Below are 18,144 nucleotides of genomic sequence, written 5' to 3' on the forward strand. Positions count from 1 at the left end.
CACCACGACGCACACCTACGAGGACCGCGTCTCCACCGTCCAGCAGGCCCAGGCCGCCGGCATGTCCGCCTGCTCCGGCCTGATCGCAGGCATGGGCGAAACGGATGAGGACCTGGTGGACGTGGTCTTCTCCCTGCGCGAGCTGGACCCCGACTCCGTCCCGGTCAACTTCCTGATCCCCTTCGAGGGCACCCCACTGGCCAAGGAGTGGAACCTCACCCCGCAACGCGCCCTGCGCATCCTCGCCATGGTCCGCTTCGTCTGCCCCGACGTCGAGGTCCGCCTCGCCGGCGGCCGCGAAGTCCACCTGCGTACGCTCCAGCCCCTCGCGCTGCACCTGGCCAACTCCATCTTCCTGGGCGACTACCTGACCAGTGAGGGCCAGGCCGGCAAGGACGACCTCGCCATGATCGCCGACGCCGGCTTCACGCCGAGGAAGCCACGGGCGGCTGCGGCGGACACGGTGGTGGCGGCGGCTGCGCGCCGTGCGGTGACGCCGGGGCCGAGCCGACCGCCGCCGAGCCGGTTACCGCCGAGCCGCAGCCGGTCGCCGCCGGTGCGGTGGCCGAGGCGCCGGACGCCGACGGTGCCCGTACCGACCTGGTCGCGGTGCGCCGCCGCGGCGCCGGCACCGACCTGCCGCCCAATGCCTGAGCCGGAACCGATGGACGTGCGCGACCTGCTGGCCCTGGACCGGCAGCATGTGTGGCACCCGTACGGCCCGATGCCCGGCAAGGACGACCCACTGGTGATCGAGTCCGCCGCCGGAGTCCGGCTGCGGACCGCCGAGCCGGTCCAGGGTCACACCGAGCTGGTCGACGGCATGTCGTCCTGGTGGTCGGCGATCCACGGCTACAACCACCCGGTACTGAACGAGGCCGCGCGCGGCCAGCTCGACCGGATGAGCCATGTGATGTTCGGCGGGCTCACCCACGAGCCCGCCGTCCGGCTCGCCCAGCGGCTCGCCGACATCGCGCCGGGCGACCTGGAGCATGTCTTCCTGTGCGACTCCGGGTCCGTCTCCGTCGAGGTCGCGGCCAAGATGTGCCTGCAGTACTGGCGTTCGCTCGGCCGCCCGGCCAAGCAGCGCCTGCTGACCTGGCGCGGCGGGTACCACGGCGACACCTGGCAGCCGATGTCGGTGTGCGACCCGGACGGCGGCATGCACGAGCTGTGGTCCGGGGTGCTGACCCGGCAGGTGTTCGCCGACGCGCCGCCCGGCGGGTTCGACGCGCCGGTGGACGAGGCGTACGCGGACCACCTGCGCGACATGATCGGCCGGCACGCCGACGAACTGGCCGCGGTCATCGTGGAGCCGGTCGTACAGGGCGCGGGCGGCATGCGCTTCCACTCCCCCGCGTATCTGCGGGTGCTGCGAGAAGCCTGCGACGCACACGACGTGCTGCTGGTCTTCGACGAGATCGCCACGGGCTTCGGCCGCACCGGCGAGCTGTTCGCGGCCGGCCACGCGGATGTCGTACCGGACGTGATGTGCGTCGGCAAGGCGCTGACCGGCGGCTATCTGACGATGGCGGCGACGCTGTGCACGCCTCGGGTGGCGGACGGGATCTCCCGGGGCGAGGTGCCGGTGCTCGCGCACGGGCCGACGTTCATGGCCAACCCGCTGGCCGCCGCGGTCGCCAACGCCTCGCTGGATGTGCTCCTGGCCCAGGACTGGCGCCAGGAGATCAAGCGGATCGAGGCCGGGCTGCGGGACGGACTGGAACAAGCCCGGACGATCCCGGGCGTCCAGGACGTACGCGTACTGGGCGCCATCGGCGTCGTCCAACTCGACCACCCGATCGACATGACGGCCGCGACCCGGGCCGCGGTCGGGACCGGCGTGTGGCTGCGCCCGTTCCGCGACCTGATCTACACGATGCCGCCGTACATCACCGGCGACGAGGACATCGCCCGTATCTGCGCCGCGGTGTGCGCCGCCGCGCGCGAGGGCTGAGGAGGAACACGTAAGTATGTCGGTGCTGTTCATCACGGGCACAGGCACGGAGATCGGCAAAACGGTCACCACCGCCGCCATCGCCGCCGCCGAACTGGCCCGCGGCCGGACGGTCGCGGTGCTCAAACCCGCACAGACCGGCGTGGCAGCAGGCGAGCCGGGGGATGTCGCGGAGGTCGCGCGACTCGCGGGCTCCGGCGTCACCACTGCCGAACTCGCCCGGTACCCCGAGCCGCTGGCGCCCGCGACCGCCGCCCGCCGGGCCGGGCTCCCACCGGTACGCCCGCACGAGATCGCCGAAGCGGCGGGCAAGCTGGCCACCGAGCACGATGTGGTGCTGGTGGAGGGGGCGGGCGGGCTGCTGGTCCGGTTCGACGAGGCCGGCGCGACCCTGGCCGACGCGGCGAAGGCGCTCGGCGCGCCGATGCTGATGGTGGCGCAGGCCGGGCTCGGCACGCTGAATGCCACGGCGCTTACGGCGCTCGCGCTGCGCACGATGGACATCGCTTGTGCGGGCGTGGTCATCGGCAGCTGGCCCGCCGAGCCGGATCTGGCGTCGCGTTGCAACGTGGAGGATCTGCCGGAGGTGGCGGGGGCGCCGTTGTTGGGACTGGTGCCGGCCGGGTCGGGGGCGTTGCCGCCTGCGCGGTTCCGGGCGCGGGCGGGGTCTTGGCTGGCGCCGCGGCTGGGCGGGACTTGGGGCGGGTGACGCCCGCGCCGGGGGTTTCGGGGGCGCTGCCCCCGGACCCCCGGTCCTCAATCGCCGGACGGGCTGGGTTTGGGCGCAGCCCTCAGTCCAGCTCCGCACCCTTCCGTTCCGGAATCAGGAGCATCGCCGCCATGTCCAGGACGTAGATGACGGCGAGGAGGCCGATGGCCTTCTGGAAGCCGTAGGTGCCGGCGACCAGGGCGACCACCAGCGGCGCGAAGCCGCCGATTCCGCGGCCGACGTTGAAGAGGACATTCTGCGCGGTGGCGCGGGCGTGCGTCGGGTACAGCTCGGCGATGAGCGCGCCGTAGCCGCCGGTCATGCCGTTCACGAACGCGCCCATGACCGCGCCGCCGATGAGCAGCGCGGTCGGCGTTTCGAGCGTGGCGTACGCGAGGACCGTGACGACCGAGCCCGCCTGGAAGATCCAGAAGGTGGGGCGGCGGCCGATGCGGTCGGCGAGGTGGCCGAAGGCGAGGATGCCGCAGGCCATGCCGACGACGGTGACGGCGGTCCAGGCACCGGACTTGGTGAGGCTGTAGCCGAACTGCTGGGAGAGGTAGCTCGGCAGCCAGGTCATGATGCCGTAGTAGCCGAAGTTCTGTACCGAGGTCAGGACGAGGACGCCGAGGGTGGCGCGGCGCGCGGCGGGGGTGGCGACCAGGGAGCGCAGCGGCGCGGTGGCCGGGCGCTCGGCGGTCTTCGCGGCAGTGAACGCGGCGGGCTCGTGCATGGTGCGGCGGAAGAGGAAGGCCGCGACCGCGGGCAGCACGCCGAGGGCGAAGAGGGCGCGCCAGCCCCAGGCGTTGATGACGGGCGCGGAGAGCAGGGCGGCGGCGAGGACGCCGGTCTGCCAGCCGAGGCCGACGTAGGAGGTGCCGCGGGCGCGCTTGCGGCTGGGGAACGCCTCGGCGGCCAGCGCCATGCCGATGCCGAATTCGCCGCCGATACCCATGCCGGCGATGAAGCGGGAGACCGCGAGCTGGGTGAAGTCCTGGGCGATCGCCGTGACGCCGGTGAAGACGGCGAAGAGGATGATCGACCAGGTCAGGACGCGGATGCGGCCGAGGCGGTCGGAGAGTATGCCGAAGAGGAGCCCGCCGGCGACGCAGCCGATGAGGGTGATCGTGGTGAGCGACCCGGCCTGGGCGGAGCTCAGGCCCAGCCCCGCGGTGATCGCGGAGAGAGCGAAGCTGAGGATGAGGAGGTCGAAGCCCTCCAGGCCGTAGCCGACGGCGGAGGCGAGTACCGCTTTGCGGGCGTAGGTGTCGGGCTGGGTGGCGGCCGGTTCCGTGGCCACGTCCGCGGGTGGGTTGGGCATGCGTCCTGGTCCTGCTCTTCCGTCCGTACGGGTTGGTGCTGGGCGTACGTCGGGGTGGGCAGGCGTGCGGCGGAGAAGGCTCGGCCGCGGGCCCGCGCCGACGCGGCCGAGACGCCATTCTAGGACGGGCCCTCGCCTGTCAGGTACGCGCGGTGCCGGGACCGGCGACAGACCGGCCTCCCGGCGGCGCAATCAGCGGCGGGAGCCGCCGTCGGGTCGTACGGGGGTTCGCGGTGGAGTCGCACCGACCGCTGCGGGTTCCGCCGCGCGGTATCGCCCTGCCGTCCTCGCCCGTGGTGCTGGGCACGGCGCGGCGCCCGGAGACGGCGGGTTGAACAGTACGCCGTCTCCGGGCGCCGGCCGCGTCCGCGATGTGTCGTCTCCGGACGCCGGTCGCGTCCGCGGATCGGTCAGCGGCCCTCGCGGGCCACGCCGGTGCCCCGCGCCGGGACGCTTCGTATGCTCGTGCACGGCACCTGTGAGCGCAGGTGCTTGCTGCCGCGCTGTACTGCCAGTGCGTCGGTGGCACGGACTCTTGCCACCGAACCGCGCTGGAAGACCAGCACGACGGCCGGCGCTCCCACCGCCCGCACATCCGCTCTAACGGACTGGACTTGCCGCCAACGGCCCTGAAGGAGCACCAGGTCGCCCTGCCTCACCTGCAGCGCCCTCACCGCACCATCACAGCCCACATTTCTTGGCCCACCCCATCTGTCGTGGCGGGACCTCTCGGTGCGCCCCCTCCCCAGGGGCGGACTTCGGTCCTGCCGTGATTGGTCCGGTAACTCTGGCGCCTCGTTCGCTTCTGCGCACACTCCGATCCGGTCACATTGCCGACCCTTGGGTATACGCGCGTTGCGTGACCATATGCGTTTGCTCATGCGGGGTGGACGGCCCGGTGACGGGGGCTTGGGTGGCACTGGGTGCCACATGCCGCCCGAGCAGCGGATGCGCTCCGCCCGGCCAGCGAAAAGTGCAATATTGCATCCGAGTGAGGTGGTGCATGGATGCACTTGTGCGCGGGTGCGCACCCTCGTGATGGCAGTGCGTGCCACCGTGATCACGCGCCGCTACGAGGCGGTCACCGGCCTGCTGGCCTCGGCCGGTGTGCAGCCACCGCGGAACCCTCCCGAACCGGCCCCTGCGCGGTACTTGGGCTGATCACGGCCCGTGCGGGCGCAAACGGCCGCGGGAGGCGGAAGGCACGGGGTGACGGCCGGATAAGGGCGGTGGGTGGCGCACGCCACTGTCTCCGACCGGCCGTTACTCGTCCGTACTGTGGGTTCCCGGGCCGGGCAACTCCCCTGGCCAGTGACGCAGTTCACGCAGCAGGGTGAGGAAGGCACGTTCCGCCGGGGAGAGCAGGCGGTCCCTGCGGTGCACCAGGCTGACCGGCCGGGGCTCCGGCGCGGGCACGACGGGCAGTACGGCGAGCCGGCCGGCCCGTACGTCCTCCCCCACCGCGTGTTCGGAGATCAGCGCCAGCCCCAGGCCGGCGGCCACGCACTGCTTCACGGCCTCCGGGCCCCAGATGTCCGCGCGCGGCACGTCCTCCAGCGCCCAGTCGGCCAGCACCTGTTCCTGCAGGCTGCGGGTCTGCGAGCCGGGTTCGCGCAGCAGGAAGCGCGCCCCGGCCAGCTCCGCGGGCGTCACCTCGGCGGCGCCCGCGAGCCGGTGGCCGGGGGCCGCGACCAGTACCAGCCGCTCGTCCAGCACGGTCTCCACGACGAGCCGGTCGCCGTGCGGGCTGCCGGCCACCACCGCGATCCCGATGCCGCCGCCCAGGAGTTGTTCCTGTACCGCCTCGCCGTTGCCCACGAAGATGTCGCACTCGATGGCGGGGTGCCGTTCCCGGTACCGGGCCAGCAGCGCGGGCAGCAGGTAGGTGCCGACGGTCGTCGAGCCGCCGACCAGCAACCGGCCGGTGGCCAGCCCGCTGACCTGCTGCACGGCCGCGACCGCCTCCTCGGCGAGCAGGAAGACCCGCTTGCCGTACTCGGCGAGCACCTCGCCCTCGGCGGTCGGCCGGGCGCGGGTTCCGGAGCGGTCCACGAGTGTGACGCGCAGCGACTGTTCGAGCTTGCGCACCTGGTTGGAGACCGAGGGCTGGCTCATGTAGAGCTTCTGCGCGGCGGCGGAGAAGCCCTGGTGCTCGACGACCTGCATGAAGATCCACAGCCGGTGGAGGTTGAGTTCCATGGCACCCCCTGAGGCTTGCGAAGATCGACTGACAGGCGGGCCGCAGCCTAACTCTCCGGCTGCCCGCCGGACAGAGCCACGACCGGTCCATCCGTACTGTCCAGATCAGCGGCCCCCTCCCCCGTGCCCTGTCGCGCGCGGGCCCACAGGTAGTACAGCGGTGCCGTGACGATGAGCCCCACCAGCCAGGACAGGTCGGCGCCGCCGAGGTGCGCGGCGAGCGGTCCGGTGTAGAGGTCGGTGGCGAGGAACGGGATCTGTACGACGATGCCGACGGCGTACGAGCCGAGTGCCACCGGGTTGAAGCGCCCGTAGCGGCCGCCGTCCGGGGCGAAGAGGGCGTCGAAGTCGTAGCGGCCGTGGTGCAGCAGATAGAAGTCGATGAGGTTGATCGCGGTCCAGGGGACGAGGACAACCAGCAGGACGAGGACGAGATTGACGAAGTGGGTGACGAAGTCGCTGGAGAGGCCGAGGGCGATGAGCAGGGATGCGGCCAGGACGAGTGCCGAGACCGCGCTGCGGGCGGCGACGCGCGGCTGCCAGCGGGCCCGGAAGGTCTGCCCGATGGTGATCATCGAGAGGACCGCGCCGTAGAGGTTGAGCGCGTTGTGATTGATGACGCTGAAGAGGAAGAGCAGCAGCAGTACCGGGCCGAAGGCGCCGGCCGCGTCGTGGAATCCGGCGACCGCGTCCGGGTCGGGGCTGACCAACGCGACGACCGTACCGGCGAGGAAGGGCAGCGCGGAGCCGAGACAGGAGCCCCAGTAGGTGGCCCAGAAGGTGCTCGCGGTGCGGACCGTGCGCGGCAGGTAGCGCGAGTAGTCCGAGACGTACGGGGCGAACGCGAGCTGCCACAGGGCGCTGAGCGAGACGGTGGCGAGCCAGCCGGCGAAGGTGAAGGAGCCGCGGGTGAGGAAGTCGTCGGGCAGGCCGCGCGCGATGACCATCGCGAGGCCGGCGAGGATGCCGAGGCCGAGGACGATGGTGGCGATCTTGCTGAGGGTGTGGATGAGGCGGTAGCCGATCAGGCAGATGGCCGCCGAGCCGGCCGCGCCGAGCAGGATGCCCGCGTCGACGGGGACGGCGGGCGCGAGGCCGTGCAGGGACTTGCCCGCCAGCACGATGTTGGAGGCGAAGAAGCCGACGTACATCGCGGCGGCCACGACCACGATGAGCAGGGCGCCGACCGAGCCGAACTGTGCCCGGCTCTGGATCATCTGCGGGACGCCGAGCTGCGGCCCCTGTGCCGAGTGCAGCGCCATGAAGACGCCGCCGACGAGCTGGCCGACGACGATGGCGAGGACCGCGGAGACGAAGGACTGGTGGAAGACCTGGACGCCCATCGCGCCGGTGACCAGCGGCAACGGCGCGATGTTGGTGCCGAACCACATCGTGAAGAGGTCGCGGACCCTGCCGTGCCGTTCGGTTTCGGGGACGTGGTCGATGGTGTGCTTTTCGAGCGCTTCCGATGGTTCGGGCACGGGCGTCTCCTCGCCTCACGTGGGATGGCAGGGAGTCTCGGACAGCCCTGTTGATCCGGTCAATCAGAGAAATCTGTGCTCCTCCATCTGATGAACCGATGCAGCGGGGATGGCAGGATCCCGTCATCACGACGCACAGGAGCTGCCCCATGCCCAAGGACGCGAACTTCACCCTCGTACAGCTGCGGTACTTCCTCGCCGCGGCGGAGCTCGGCAGCATGACTGCGGCGGCCCAGCGGATCAATGTCTCGCAGTCGGCGATCTCGACCGCGGTGACGCACCTGGAGCGGGAGCTGGGGGTGCAGCTGCTGATCCGGCGGCATGCGAAGGGGCTGTCGCTGACCCGGGCCGGTGAGCGCTTCCTGCACGAGCTGCGCGGCTTCCTCACGCATGCCGAGGACCTGACGGAGGCGGCGCGCAGCCTCGGTACGGAGCTGGTGGGCGAGCTGGCGGTGGGCTGTTTCCAGACGCTGGCGCCGTTCTGTCTGCCGCGGCTGCTGCGGGAGTTCGGGCAGGCGCACCCCGCGGTGCGGGTGCAGGTCACCGAGGGCGACATCCGGACGGTGCAGGAGGACCTGCGCAGCGGCACGTGCGAGCTGGCGCTCCTGTACGACCTGGGGCTGGACCCGGACATCGAGCGGGAGGTGCTGGCGGTGGCGCCGCCGTACGCGCTGGTGCCGCCGGACCATCCGCTGGCGGGTACCGGTGCGGTACGGCTGGCGGAGCTGGCGGCGGAGCCGATGATCCTGCTGGATCTGCCGCTGAGCCGGGACTACTTCCGCTCGCTGTTCCTGAAGGCGGGCGTGGAGCCGAGGGTGCGGCACCGCAGTACGAGTTACGAGACGGTGCGCGCGATGGTGGCGGCGGGGCACGGCTTCGCGATCCTCAACCAGCGGCCGGTGCACGACGCGACGTACGACGGCGGGCGGGCGGTGGCGCTGCGGCTGACCGATCCGCTGCCGGCCCTGCCGGTGGTGCTGGCCCGGCTCGCGGGCATCCGGCCGACGGGCCGCGCCCAGGCGTTCGCGGCGGTGTGCCGGCAGGCGCTGGGGGCGTGACCTGCCCGAAGTCGCAGTATCTGTAAAACAGATGCAGTAGGTCGAAAACCTCTGCTTTACGGATGCAGAGCGGCGCGCCCATAGTCATGTCTCAGCAGAGCCCGCACGCCTCGGGAGGCTGATGATGACCCTCACTCTGGACGACGCCGTGGATCCGCGGACGCTGCGCGCGGACTTCGTCGCGGCGATGGGGAATGCCGCCACCGGCGTCACCGTGGTCGCCACGGACGGCTCCGCCGGACGCTTTGCGCAGACGGTCAGTGCGATGAGTTCGGTGTCGGCCGATCCGCCGTCGCTGCTGGTGTGCGTGAACCGGCGCAGCCCGCTCGCGGATGCCGCGGCCCGTAACGGCGTCTTCTCCGTCAATGTCCTGGCCGTGGACCAGGCCCGCGTCTCCGACGTCTTCGCCGGACGGGCCGCGGACGGCTGCGCGCCGTACGACTTCGGCTGCGCGCGCTGGCTGCCGCTGCACACCGGTGCCCCCACCTTGGCCGGCGCCTCCGCCGTCTTCGACTGCCGCCTGGCCACTCATCACGAACACGGTACGCACCGCATCCTGATCGGCGAGGTGCTCGCCTCGTCGGTCACGGAAGCCGCGCCGCTCGTGCACCACGCCCGTGCTTACGGGTCCCACCGCCCGCTCTGACACCTATCTCCAGGAGAACCCGCATGATCCGTACCGGGGAGCAGTACCGGGAGTCGATCCGCGACGGCCGGGAGGTGTGGATCAACGGCGAGAAGGTCGCCGATGTCACCGCACACCCCGCCTTCAAGCCGCTGGTCGACATCCGGTCCCGTATCTACGACATGGCCCACGAGCCGGACACCCGCGAGGTCATGACGTACACCGACCCGGACACCGGCGAGGTCAACGCGATCCAGCAGAAGCCGCCGCGGACGCGGGAGGACTGGGACGCCAAGCGGGCGGCAACGGACGCCGTACTGACGGACGTTGGCGGGGTCGTCACCCGGGTCGGTGACGAGACGATCGGCGAGGTGTGGTCGCTGATCGACGGGCAGGACGTACTGGACGCGATCAACCCGGCCTACAGCGACAACGTCAAGCGCCACATCGACAAGGCGTGCTTCGGCGACCCGTTCCATGTGTCGGCCAACACCGACCCGAAGGGCGACCGTTCCAAGCGTCCGCAGGACCAGGACCCGGACATGCTGCTGCATGTCGTGAAGGAGACGGACCGCGGAATCGTGGTGCGCGGCGCGAAGTACGAGACCGCGGCGGCCTACTCCAACCAGGCGTTCACCAAGCCCACGATCGCCAACTGGGGTGACTCCGAACTCTCGGACTACGCCCTGGGGTTCATGCTCGACATGGGCTCGCCGGGGCTGAAGTACATCTGCCGTACGGGCTTCGCGGGCCGCGCGCCCGCCGAGGACTATCCGCTCGCCAACCGCTTCGACGAGGTGGACACCCTCGTCGTCTTCGACGACGTCGAGATCCCCTGGGAGAACGTGCTGTTCTACCGGGACACCAAGGCGGCCATCTTCATCCGCGCGACCCTGCACCGGTACAGCGCGTACGCCTTCACCCAGCGCAATCTGCGGCTCGCGGACCTGATGATCGGCGCGGCGCTGTGGAACGTGAAGCAGACCGGGCTGGAGAAGCAGCAGGCCGTGCAGGAGAAGCTGGCGACGCTGGCGTGTTACCGGGAGGGCATCAACGCGCATCTGACGGCGGCGGTGGCGATGGCGGAGCCGAGCCCGGGCGGGCTGCTGATGCCCAATCAGTCCTTGCTGTACACCGGCCGTGTGCTCGCCTGTTCGCAGTTGCACGAGATGATGCACATCGCGCGGGAGCTGTGCGGCGGACAGATCTGCATCACACCCGACAAGGCGTCCTTCGACCACCCGGACACCGCACCGTGGCTGGAGAAGTTCTACTCGGTCAATGAGCACTGGGTCGCGGAGGACCGCCGCAAGCTCCTCGCGTACGCGCGTGACCTGCTGAACTCCGACTACGCGGGCCACCGGCTCACTTTCCAACTGTTCGCGCAGTCACCGCCGTTCGCGCACCTCGGCGCGGTGTACCGGAACTTCGACTGGGACGGCCCGCTGGACCTGGTGAAGGACGCGGCCGGACTGTCGGACAACGTACTCGGCACGCTGGGAAGGAAGGCCAAGTGACGACGCATCGGCGCATTCGCCCTTTCAACACCGCCGACACCTACCCCGAGCAGAACCTCTCCAACGACCTCGCGCAGGCGGTGGTCGCCGAGGGCACGGTGTATCTGCGCGGCCAGATCGGACAGGATCTCGACACCCGCGAGAACGTCGGTGTGGGGGACGTCGAGGCACAGGCCGAGCAGGCCATGGCCAATATCGCCATGCTCCTCGAGGAGTGCGGCAGCCGCCTCGACGAGATCGTGAAGATCACTGTCTATCTGACGGACATCCGGTTCCGGGAGGACGTCTACCGGGTGATGGGCCGCTGGCTGAAGGGCGTGCACTACGTCTCGACCGGGCTCGTCGTCTCGGCGCTGGCCCGGCCCGAGTGGCTGGTGGAGATCGATGCCACGGCCGTGATCCCGTCCGAGCGTCGCGGAGGGAACCAGCGATGACCTTCTCTCTTGCCGCGCGCTGCCCGCGCACCGGTGAATTCGGTGTTGTGGTGTCCTCGTCCTCGCCCGCCGTCGCCGCGCGCTGTGCGTATGTACGGGCCGGGGTCGGCGCTGCCTGTTCGCAGAACGTGACGGATCCGCGGCTGGGTCCCGAGCTGCTGGACGCGCTGGCGGACGGGGTCGACGCGGAGACCGCGGTGGCGCGGCTCACCCAGGCCGTACGGCACGTGGACTGGCGGCAGTTGACGGCCGTCGGGGCTTCCGGCGAGCCGGCCGCGTACTCCGGTGACCGCACGCTCGGGGTGCATGCGCAGGCCGTCGGTCCGGACGCGGTCGCGGCGGGCAATCTGCTCGCCGACCCGGGCGTGCCGGCCGCGATGCTGGCCGCCTTCGCCGCCGAGCCCGCGGCCCCGCTGGCGCAGCGCCTGGTTGACGCACTGTCAGCAGGGGCCGCGGCGGGTGGCGAGGCCGGTCCGGTGCATTCGGCGGGGCTGCTGGTCAGCGGGCAGGTGCCGTGGCCGGTGACCGATCTGCGGGTGGACTGGACGGACGGCGATCCGGTGGCGGAGCTGGCGGCGCTGTGGAAGCGGTGGGAGCCGCAGGCGGCGGACTATGTGCGGCGCGCGCTGGACCCGGCTGCGGCTCCTGGGTACGGCGTGCCGGGTGATCCCGCATGAGCGGTACTGATACGGCTGTGCGGGACGCCGTCGCCGGTTCCTCGGAGGCCCTGCTCGCCCTCAGCCACCGCATCCACGCCCACCCCGAGGTCGCCTGGGAGGAGGAGCGGGCCGCCGACTGGACCGCCTCCGCCCTCGCCGACCTGGGGTATCGGATCACCCCCGGGATCTGCGACCTGCCCACCGCCTTCTCCGCGACGATCGGCTCCGGGCCGCTGCACCTCGCGCTCTGCGCGGAGTACGACGCACTGCCGGGGCTGGGCCACGCCTGCGGGCACAACATCATCGCGGCCTCGGCGGTGGGGGCCGCGGCCGGGCTGGCCCGGGTCGCCGACGACCTCGGGCTGACGGTGACCGTGCTGGGCACGCCGGCCGAGGAGGGCGGCGGCGGGAAGATCCTGATGCTGGAGCGCGGTGCCTTCGACGGGATGCACGCGGCGATGATGGTGCATCCGGGCCCGGTGGATGTCGCGGAGGCGGAGCCGTACGCGGTGGCGCATCTGCGGATCGACTACGAGGGCAAGGCCGCGCACGCGGCGGCCTACCCGGAGCAGGGCCGCAACGCCGCGGACGCGTTCACCGTCGCGCAGGTCGCGATCGGCCTGCTCCGCCAGCAACTCCCGCACTCCGTAAGGGTGCACGGGATGCTGACGCGCGGCGGCGAGGCGCCGAACGCCATCCCCGAGCGGACGAGCGGGCGGTGGTACGTACGGGCCGGTTCGCTGGAGGAGCTGGCGGCTGTACGGCCGCGCGTCGAGCGGTGTTTCGAGGCAGGAGCACTGGCGGCCGACTGCGAGCTGTCGGTGGCACACGAGAGCCCGCCGTACGCGGAGTTCCGTACGGACAACGACATGCTCGGGCTGTACCGGGCGCACGCGGAGGCCATCGGGCGGAAGTTCACACCGCCGTCCGCGCCCGAGGCACGGATGAACCGCGCCTCGACCGACATGGGCAATGTCTCGCGGGTACTGCCCGCGATCCATCCGTACATCGGCATCGGGTCGCTGCCCGCGGTCAATCACCAGAAGGAGTTCGCGGCGCACTGCGTCACGCCGGAGGCCGACCGCGCCGTGCTGGACGGCGCGACGGCCCTGGCGCTGACGGCGGTGTCTTTGGCGTCGGACCCCCGGCAGCGGGAGCGACTCACAGCCGCGGGCACGCCGTGACCGTACGGGCGTAGCGGAGGACCGCGTCGCGCGCCGCGGCGTGGTCCACCGCGGGGTTGCGGCTGATGATGTGCAGGCCGTAACCGTCCTCCAGCGCGACCAGGTCGCGGGCGATGACGGCGGCGGGCTGGTCGAGGGTGAAGTCTCCGCAGGCGGCGCCCAGTTCGAGGAGGGTGGTGTAGAGCGCGGCCTCGCGGGCGTAGAGCGAGGCCATCAGTGTGGCGTGCTGGCGGCTGCGGTCGGCGAGGCCGTGCAGTTCGTACAGCAAGCGGTGGGTGGCGTCGTCACTGTCGCGCGGCAGGCCGCTCGCCGCTGCCGCGCGCAGTCGCTCGACCGGGTCACCGGCGTCGTCTGTGGCCGTGTGACGGTTGGTCAGATACCGCTCCACCGCACTCTGGTGCACCTCGAAGACGAGGTCGTCGAGCTCGGGGTAGTAGTACAGCACCGAGCCCGCGGAGACTCCCGCCTCGGCCGCGATGTCCTTGATCCGCAGGCCGGCCAGCCCGCGCCCGGTGATCGCCCGGCCCGCCGCCTCGATGAGCGCTTCCCGGCGGGCGCCTTGGTTCTTGGTCCTTGCCATGCCGTAAATTCCCCGTTTCTCACTTCAACATATGCGGCCTTCTCCCCCGCGATGCATTGACAGACTAGCGCGCCATAGTTTGAATCTCAGTTCAAAGAATCGCTGCAAAGAATCCTCCCCCGATTCCCTCCCCCTCACTAGGAGGCGGCGTGGCACGCGAAGCGAACGCCACCGTGGAGCGGCACACCATCGACGTCATCCCCGACGACGAGCGGCACGGCCGCACGCGCGATCTGTTCACCATCTGGTTCTCCGCCAACCTCGGCCCGCTCACGATGGTCACCGGCGCCCTCGCGCCCACCGTCTTCGGACTGTCCTTCGCGTGGAGCGTGCTCGCCCTGCTCGTCGGGCACCTCGGCGGCGGCTTCCTGATGGCGCTGCACTCGGCGCAGGGGCCGCAGCTCGGCGTGCCGCAGATGATCCAGAGCCGCGGCCAGTTCGGCAGCACCGGCGCGCTCGCCGTGGTCCTCGTCGTGGTCGTGATGTACCAGGGGTTCTTCGCCTCCAACCTGGTGCTCGGCGCCCAGTCGCTGGAGCAGGCGCTGCCGGCCGTGCCCGTCGACGCCGGGATCGCGCTCGGCACGGCGGTCAGCCTCGTCGTCACCGTCGTCGGCTACCGCCTGATGCACGGCATCGGCCGGCTGACCACCTGGCTCTTCGGCGCGGTCCAGCTCGTCGGCGCCGCCTGGATCGCCTTCGGCGGGCTGCCGGCCGGGTTCCTGACCCGCGGTGGCTTCTCGCTCGGCGGCTTCCTCGGCATGGTTTCCGTCGGTGTGCTCTGGCAGATCGCGTACGCGCCGTATGTCTCGGACTACTCCCGCTACATGCCCGCCGACCGCGCCCAGGTCCGCTCGACGCTGTGGTGCACGTACTGGGGCAGTGTGCTCGGCAGCGTCCTGCCGATGCTGGTCGGCGTCGCCGTCGGCCTCGCGGTGGGCGGCGACGACCCCGTGGCCGCGCAGTCACAACTGCTCGGCAGCCCGCTCGCGCAGATCACACTGTGGTCCTTCGCCGCGGTCACCATGCTCACCAACTCGATGAACCTCTACGGCGCGACGCTGTGCGTGGTCACCGCCGTCCAGACCTTCGCGCACCGCTGGCTGCCGGGCCCGGCCGTCCGCGCGCTCCTCTCGCTCGCCCTCGGCGCGCTGTCCTTCGTGCTGGCCGCTGCCTTCGCCGACTTCTTCATGGCGAGCTATCTGAACCTGATCTACCTCCTGCAGTACGTCCTGATCCCCTGGACCGCCATCAACCTCGTCGACTTCTACCTCGTCCGGCACGGCGAATACGACGTGCCGTCCTTCTTCGCGCGGGACGGCGGGGTCTACGGCCGCTGGAACGCCACGGCCCTGGGCGTCTATCTGCTCGGCATCCTGATCGAGGTGCCTTTCATGGCCCAGACGCTCTACACCGGGCCGCTCGCCCACGCCCTCGGCGACACCGACCTCGGCTGGCTCGCCGGGCTGCTCTTCACCACGCCGGTGTACCTGTACGCGGCGCGGCGTCGGGTACGCCGGGCCGCCGCGCGGGCCGCGTCCGGCGCGGCCGCCGCCCCTCCCCCGTACGCCGACACCCACTGACCTGCACCCACTGACCTGGAGCCACTCACCATGAGCACCCCCACGTACAACGAATGGCAGCAGCGGGCTGCCCAACTCGCTTCTGAAACACGGGCGTTCATCGGGGGCGAGTACGTCCACGCCACCGACTGCCGGACCTTCTCCGACATCGATCCCGCCACCGCCAAGACCGTCGCCGACGTCGCCCGCTGCGGCGCCGACGACGTCGACGCGGCCGTGCGCGCGGCCCGTACCGCCTTCGAGGACGGCCGCTGGTCGCGGCTCGCGCCCGCCGAGCGCAAGCGCCGGCTGCTGCGGCTCGCCGAGCTGATCACGGAGCACGGCGAGGAGCTGGCCCTGCTGGACACCCTCGACATGGGCAAGCCCATCACCGAGACGCTGACCGTGGACGTGCCGGGCGCGGCCGGGTGCTTCGCGTGGCACGCGGAGGCCGTCGACAAGCTGTACGACGAGGTGGCGCCGACCGCACCGGGCAGCCTCGCGACGGTCCGCCGGGTACCGCTGGGCGTGGTGGGTGCGGTGGTGCCGTGGAACTTCCCGCTGGACATGGCGAGTTGGAAGCTCGCGCCCGCGCTCGCCGCCGGCAACAGCGTCGTACTCAAGCCTGCCGAGCAGTCGCCGCTGTCCGCGCTGCGGCTCGCCCGGCTCGCGACCGAGGCCGGCATCCCCGACGGCGTACTGAACGTCGTACCGGGCTTCGGCGAGGAGGCGGGGCAGGCGCTGGGCCGCCATCCGGATGTGGATGTGCTCGCGTTCACCGGTTCCACGGCCGTCGGCAAGCTCTTCCTCTCCTACGCCGCCGAGTCCAACCTCAAGCAGGTCTGGCCCGAGTGCGGCGGCAAGAGCCCGAACCTCGTCTTCGCCGACGCCGACCTGGAGGCCGCCGCGGAGAAGGCGGCCTGGGGCTTCCTGTACAACTCCGGGCAGGTCTGCTCCGCCAACACCCGGCTGCTCGTGGAGAGTTGTATCGCGGAGGAGTTCACCGCCCGGGTCGTCGCGCATGTACGGCAGTGGCGGTCCGGCGACCCGCTCGACCCGGCGACCGTGCTCGGCCCGCTGGTGGACGAGGCGCAGGCGAACCGTGTGCTGGGCGCGGTGCGGACCGCGCGTGCCGCGGGCGCGACGGTGGCCTGCGGTGGCACCCGGCCGGACGGTCCCGGCGCCTACCTCGACCCGACCGTGGTCACCGGCCTGACCCCGGACGCGCCGCTGGCCCGCGAGGAGCTGTTCGGTCCGGTGCTGGCCGTGCTGCCGTTCGCGGACGAGGCCGAGGCGGTACGCATCGCCAATGACTCGCCGTACGGACTGGCCGCTTCGGTGTGGACCCGGGACATCGGCCGGGCGCACCGGGTGAGCGATGCACTGCATGCCGGGACGGTGTCGGTGAACACGGTGGACGCGCTCGACCCGGTGACGCCGTTCGGCGGCTTCAAGCAGTCCGGCTTCGGCCGCGACCTGTCGCTGCACTCCTTCGCGAAGTACACGGGGCTGAAGACGACATGGATCCAGTACGCATGACGCAACGTCAGGATGTTGCAGAAGAGATCGCGCGGCGGGCCGACGACCTGGTCGCGCTCACCACCGCCCTCGTCGGCTTCGACACGACCGTACGGGGGTCGGCCGGCGAGCCGGCGCGGGACGAGGCGGATCTGCAGGAGTTCCTGGCGGGGCGGCTGCGGGCCGCGGGCGCGACGGTGGACGTGTGGACGCCAAAGCCCGGGGACCTGCCGGAGTCGCCGCAGACCCCGCCGGGGCTGGGCTTCGACGGGCGGCCGCAGCTCGTGGCGCGCTTCCCCGGTACGGGAGGCGGTCGCAGTCTGCTGTTCAACGGGCACATCGATGTCGTCTCCGCCGAACCGCGCGGCGACTGGGCCTCCGACCCGTTCCGGGCCGAGGTGCGGGACGGGCGGCTGTACGGGCGCGGCACGTGCGACATGAAGGGCGGCATCGCGGCCGCGGTGGTCGCGGCGGAGGTACTGGCCGCGCTCGGCATCCGGCTGCCCGGCGATCTGCTGATCAACACGGCGACCGACGAGGAGTGGAACGGCGCGGGCACGCTCGCCTCGGTCGGATACGGGGTGCGCGCCGACGCCGCCGTCGTGCCCGAACCCACCGACCTGAACGTCGTCACCGCCCAGCGCGGCATCCTCGGCGGCACGGTCACCGTCGCGGGGCGGCCGGGGCACGCCGAGTTCCCGCCCGGCGACTGGCGGTCGGGCGGCGCGGTGAACGCCATCGAGAAGACACTGCCGGTCCTCGACGCGCTTCGGGAGCTGCGTGAGCGGTGGGCGGCAGACCCGACGCACCGTCACCCGCTCCTCCCACCACCATCCATCGTGCCCACGATGATCAAGGGCGGCGAGTGGTGGGTGACCTACCCGGCCTCCTGCGAGGTCTGCCTGGACGTCACGTATCTGCCGGTGCAGGCGGACGGTGGCGGCTGGGCGAGCCGGGTCCGTACGGAGATCGAGGAAACCGTACGGAAGGCCACCGGATCCGACGGCTGGCTCGCCGCGCATCCGCCGGTCTTCGCCTGGGACACCGAGCTGGCGCCCGCGGAAGTACCGGCGGACCACGTTCTGGTCGGAGCGCTCAGCGGGGCCGCCGCCGGGCTCGGCCGCGCCCCGCGCGTCGTCGGCGAGCCGTCCTGGACCGATGCCGCCACCCTCACCCGCTTCGGGAACACCCCAGCCGTCTGCCTGGGCCCCACCGCCACCCGCCCCGACGGCTCCCCCACTCTCCACACCGTCGACGAGTACATCGAGGTCAGCGACCTGGTCGCGAACGCGCAGACCCTCGCGCTGACCGCACTGACCATGACCGCCTGACTGACCAGGACC

General features: G+C 71.5%; 15 protein-coding genes and 1 pseudogene. 12 read left to right on the forward strand and 4 right to left on the reverse strand.

The window, feature by feature from the left end:
- From IF04_RS37710 to bioD, 3 genes and pseudogenes are all read left to right on the forward strand, one after another.
- A pseudogene (locus IF04_RS37710) lies at window positions 1-654 on the forward strand (biotin synthase BioB); the annotation flags it as partial.
- Window positions 647-1,957 carry an adenosylmethionine--8-amino-7-oxononanoate transaminase gene (locus tag IF04_RS0123265; protein ID WP_030261260.1) on the forward strand — a complete coding sequence of 437 codons (1,311 nt, stop codon included), beginning with the start codon at window positions 647-649 and terminating at the stop codon, window positions 1,955-1,957. The pseudogene IF04_RS37710 and the gene IF04_RS0123265, both read left to right, overlap by 8 nt.
- Before the next feature lie 16 nt (window positions 1,958-1,973).
- A complete protein-coding gene (gene bioD, locus IF04_RS0123270) occupies window positions 1,974-2,666 on the forward strand; it encodes a dethiobiotin synthase (protein WP_030261264.1) in 693 nt (230 codons plus the stop codon).
- A gap of 82 nt (window positions 2,667-2,748) precedes the next feature.
- Here the strand turns inward: bioD and IF04_RS0123275 are convergent, their stop codons facing one another.
- The 3 genes from IF04_RS0123275 to IF04_RS0123290 all read right to left on the reverse strand — a co-directional run bounded on the left by IF04_RS0123275 (window position 2,749) and on the right by IF04_RS0123290 (window position 7,667).
- Window positions 2,749-3,987 (reverse strand): MFS transporter, encoded by a 1,239-nt coding sequence (locus IF04_RS0123275; RefSeq protein ID WP_030261266.1) that lies wholly within the window; start codon window positions 3,985-3,987, stop codon window positions 2,749-2,751.
- Window positions 3,988-5,250: 1,263 nt separating this feature from the next.
- On the reverse strand, window positions 5,251-6,186 hold the full coding sequence (locus IF04_RS0123285; RefSeq protein ID WP_030261268.1) for a LysR family transcriptional regulator: 936 nt from the start codon (window positions 6,184-6,186) through the stop codon (window positions 5,251-5,253).
- Between the two features lie 47 nt (window positions 6,187-6,233).
- A complete protein-coding gene (locus IF04_RS0123290) occupies window positions 6,234-7,667 on the reverse strand; it encodes a purine-cytosine permease family protein (RefSeq protein ID WP_051831489.1) in 1,434 nt (477 codons plus the stop codon).
- 149 nt (window positions 7,668-7,816) lie between these two features.
- Here IF04_RS0123290 and IF04_RS0123295 point away from each other — a divergent pair, with 149 nt between their 5' ends.
- The 6 genes from IF04_RS0123295 (at window position 7,817) to IF04_RS0123320 (ending at window position 13,144) form a co-directional block, all read left to right on the forward strand.
- Window positions 7,817-8,725 (forward strand): LysR family transcriptional regulator, encoded by a 909-nt coding sequence (locus IF04_RS0123295; protein ID WP_030261273.1) that lies wholly within the window; start codon window positions 7,817-7,819, stop codon window positions 8,723-8,725.
- Between the two features lie 124 nt (window positions 8,726-8,849).
- On the forward strand, window positions 8,850-9,371 hold the full coding sequence (locus IF04_RS0123300; RefSeq protein ID WP_030261276.1) for a flavin reductase family protein: 522 nt from the start codon (window positions 8,850-8,852) through the stop codon (window positions 9,369-9,371).
- A 23-nt stretch (window positions 9,372-9,394) separates the two neighbouring features.
- Window positions 9,395-10,867, forward strand: coding sequence for a 4-hydroxyphenylacetate 3-hydroxylase family protein (locus IF04_RS0123305; protein WP_030261279.1), 1,473 nt, complete (start codon window positions 9,395-9,397; stop codon window positions 10,865-10,867).
- Window positions 10,864-11,301, forward strand: a complete 438-nt coding sequence (locus IF04_RS0123310) for a RidA family protein (protein WP_030261281.1) — start codon at window positions 10,864-10,866, stop codon at window positions 11,299-11,301. The genes IF04_RS0123305 and IF04_RS0123310 overlap by 4 nt, the downstream gene beginning before the upstream one ends.
- Window positions 11,298-11,978 carry a DUF1028 domain-containing protein gene (locus tag IF04_RS0123315; RefSeq protein WP_030261285.1) on the forward strand — a complete coding sequence of 227 codons (681 nt, stop codon included), beginning with the start codon at window positions 11,298-11,300 and terminating at the stop codon, window positions 11,976-11,978. The genes IF04_RS0123310 and IF04_RS0123315 overlap by 4 nt, the downstream gene beginning before the upstream one ends.
- On the forward strand, window positions 11,975-13,144 hold the full coding sequence (locus IF04_RS0123320; RefSeq protein WP_030261287.1) for a M20 family metallopeptidase: 1,170 nt from the start codon (window positions 11,975-11,977) through the stop codon (window positions 13,142-13,144). Before IF04_RS0123315 ends, IF04_RS0123320 begins: the two co-directional genes overlap by 4 nt.
- On the opposite strand, the gene IF04_RS0123325 is transcribed toward IF04_RS0123320, so the two are convergent.
- Complete coding sequence (locus IF04_RS0123325; RefSeq protein WP_030261290.1) at window positions 13,122-13,724, reverse strand: TetR/AcrR family transcriptional regulator; 603 nt, start codon at window positions 13,722-13,724, stop codon at window positions 13,122-13,124. The genes IF04_RS0123320 and IF04_RS0123325 overlap by 23 nt on opposite strands.
- A gap of 149 nt (window positions 13,725-13,873) precedes the next feature.
- On the opposite strand from IF04_RS0123325, the gene IF04_RS0123330 reads away from it, so the two are divergent.
- Genes IF04_RS0123330 through IF04_RS0123340 form a run of 3 tightly spaced genes read left to right on the forward strand, consistent with a single transcriptional unit; the run spans window position 13,874 to window position 18,132 of the window.
- On the forward strand, window positions 13,874-15,304 hold the full coding sequence (locus IF04_RS0123330) for a purine-cytosine permease family protein (RefSeq protein WP_037960447.1): 1,431 nt from the start codon (window positions 13,874-13,876) through the stop codon (window positions 15,302-15,304).
- Between the two features lie 30 nt (window positions 15,305-15,334).
- Complete coding sequence (locus tag IF04_RS0123335) at window positions 15,335-16,822, forward strand: aldehyde dehydrogenase (RefSeq protein WP_030261293.1); 1,488 nt, start codon at window positions 15,335-15,337, stop codon at window positions 16,820-16,822.
- The gene (locus tag IF04_RS0123340; RefSeq protein WP_030261294.1) at window positions 16,819-18,132 is read left to right on the forward strand and encodes an ArgE/DapE family deacylase; all 1,314 of its coding nucleotides are present in this window, start codon (window positions 16,819-16,821) and stop codon (window positions 18,130-18,132) included. Before IF04_RS0123335 ends, IF04_RS0123340 begins: the two co-directional genes overlap by 4 nt.
- Window positions 18,133-18,144: the final 12 nt, after the last annotated feature.

Origin of the sequence: Streptomyces violens (assembly GCF_000717745.1) — a bacterium.
In the GTDB taxonomy this organism is placed as follows: domain Bacteria; phylum Actinomycetota; class Actinomycetes; order Streptomycetales; family Streptomycetaceae; genus Streptomyces; species Streptomyces violens.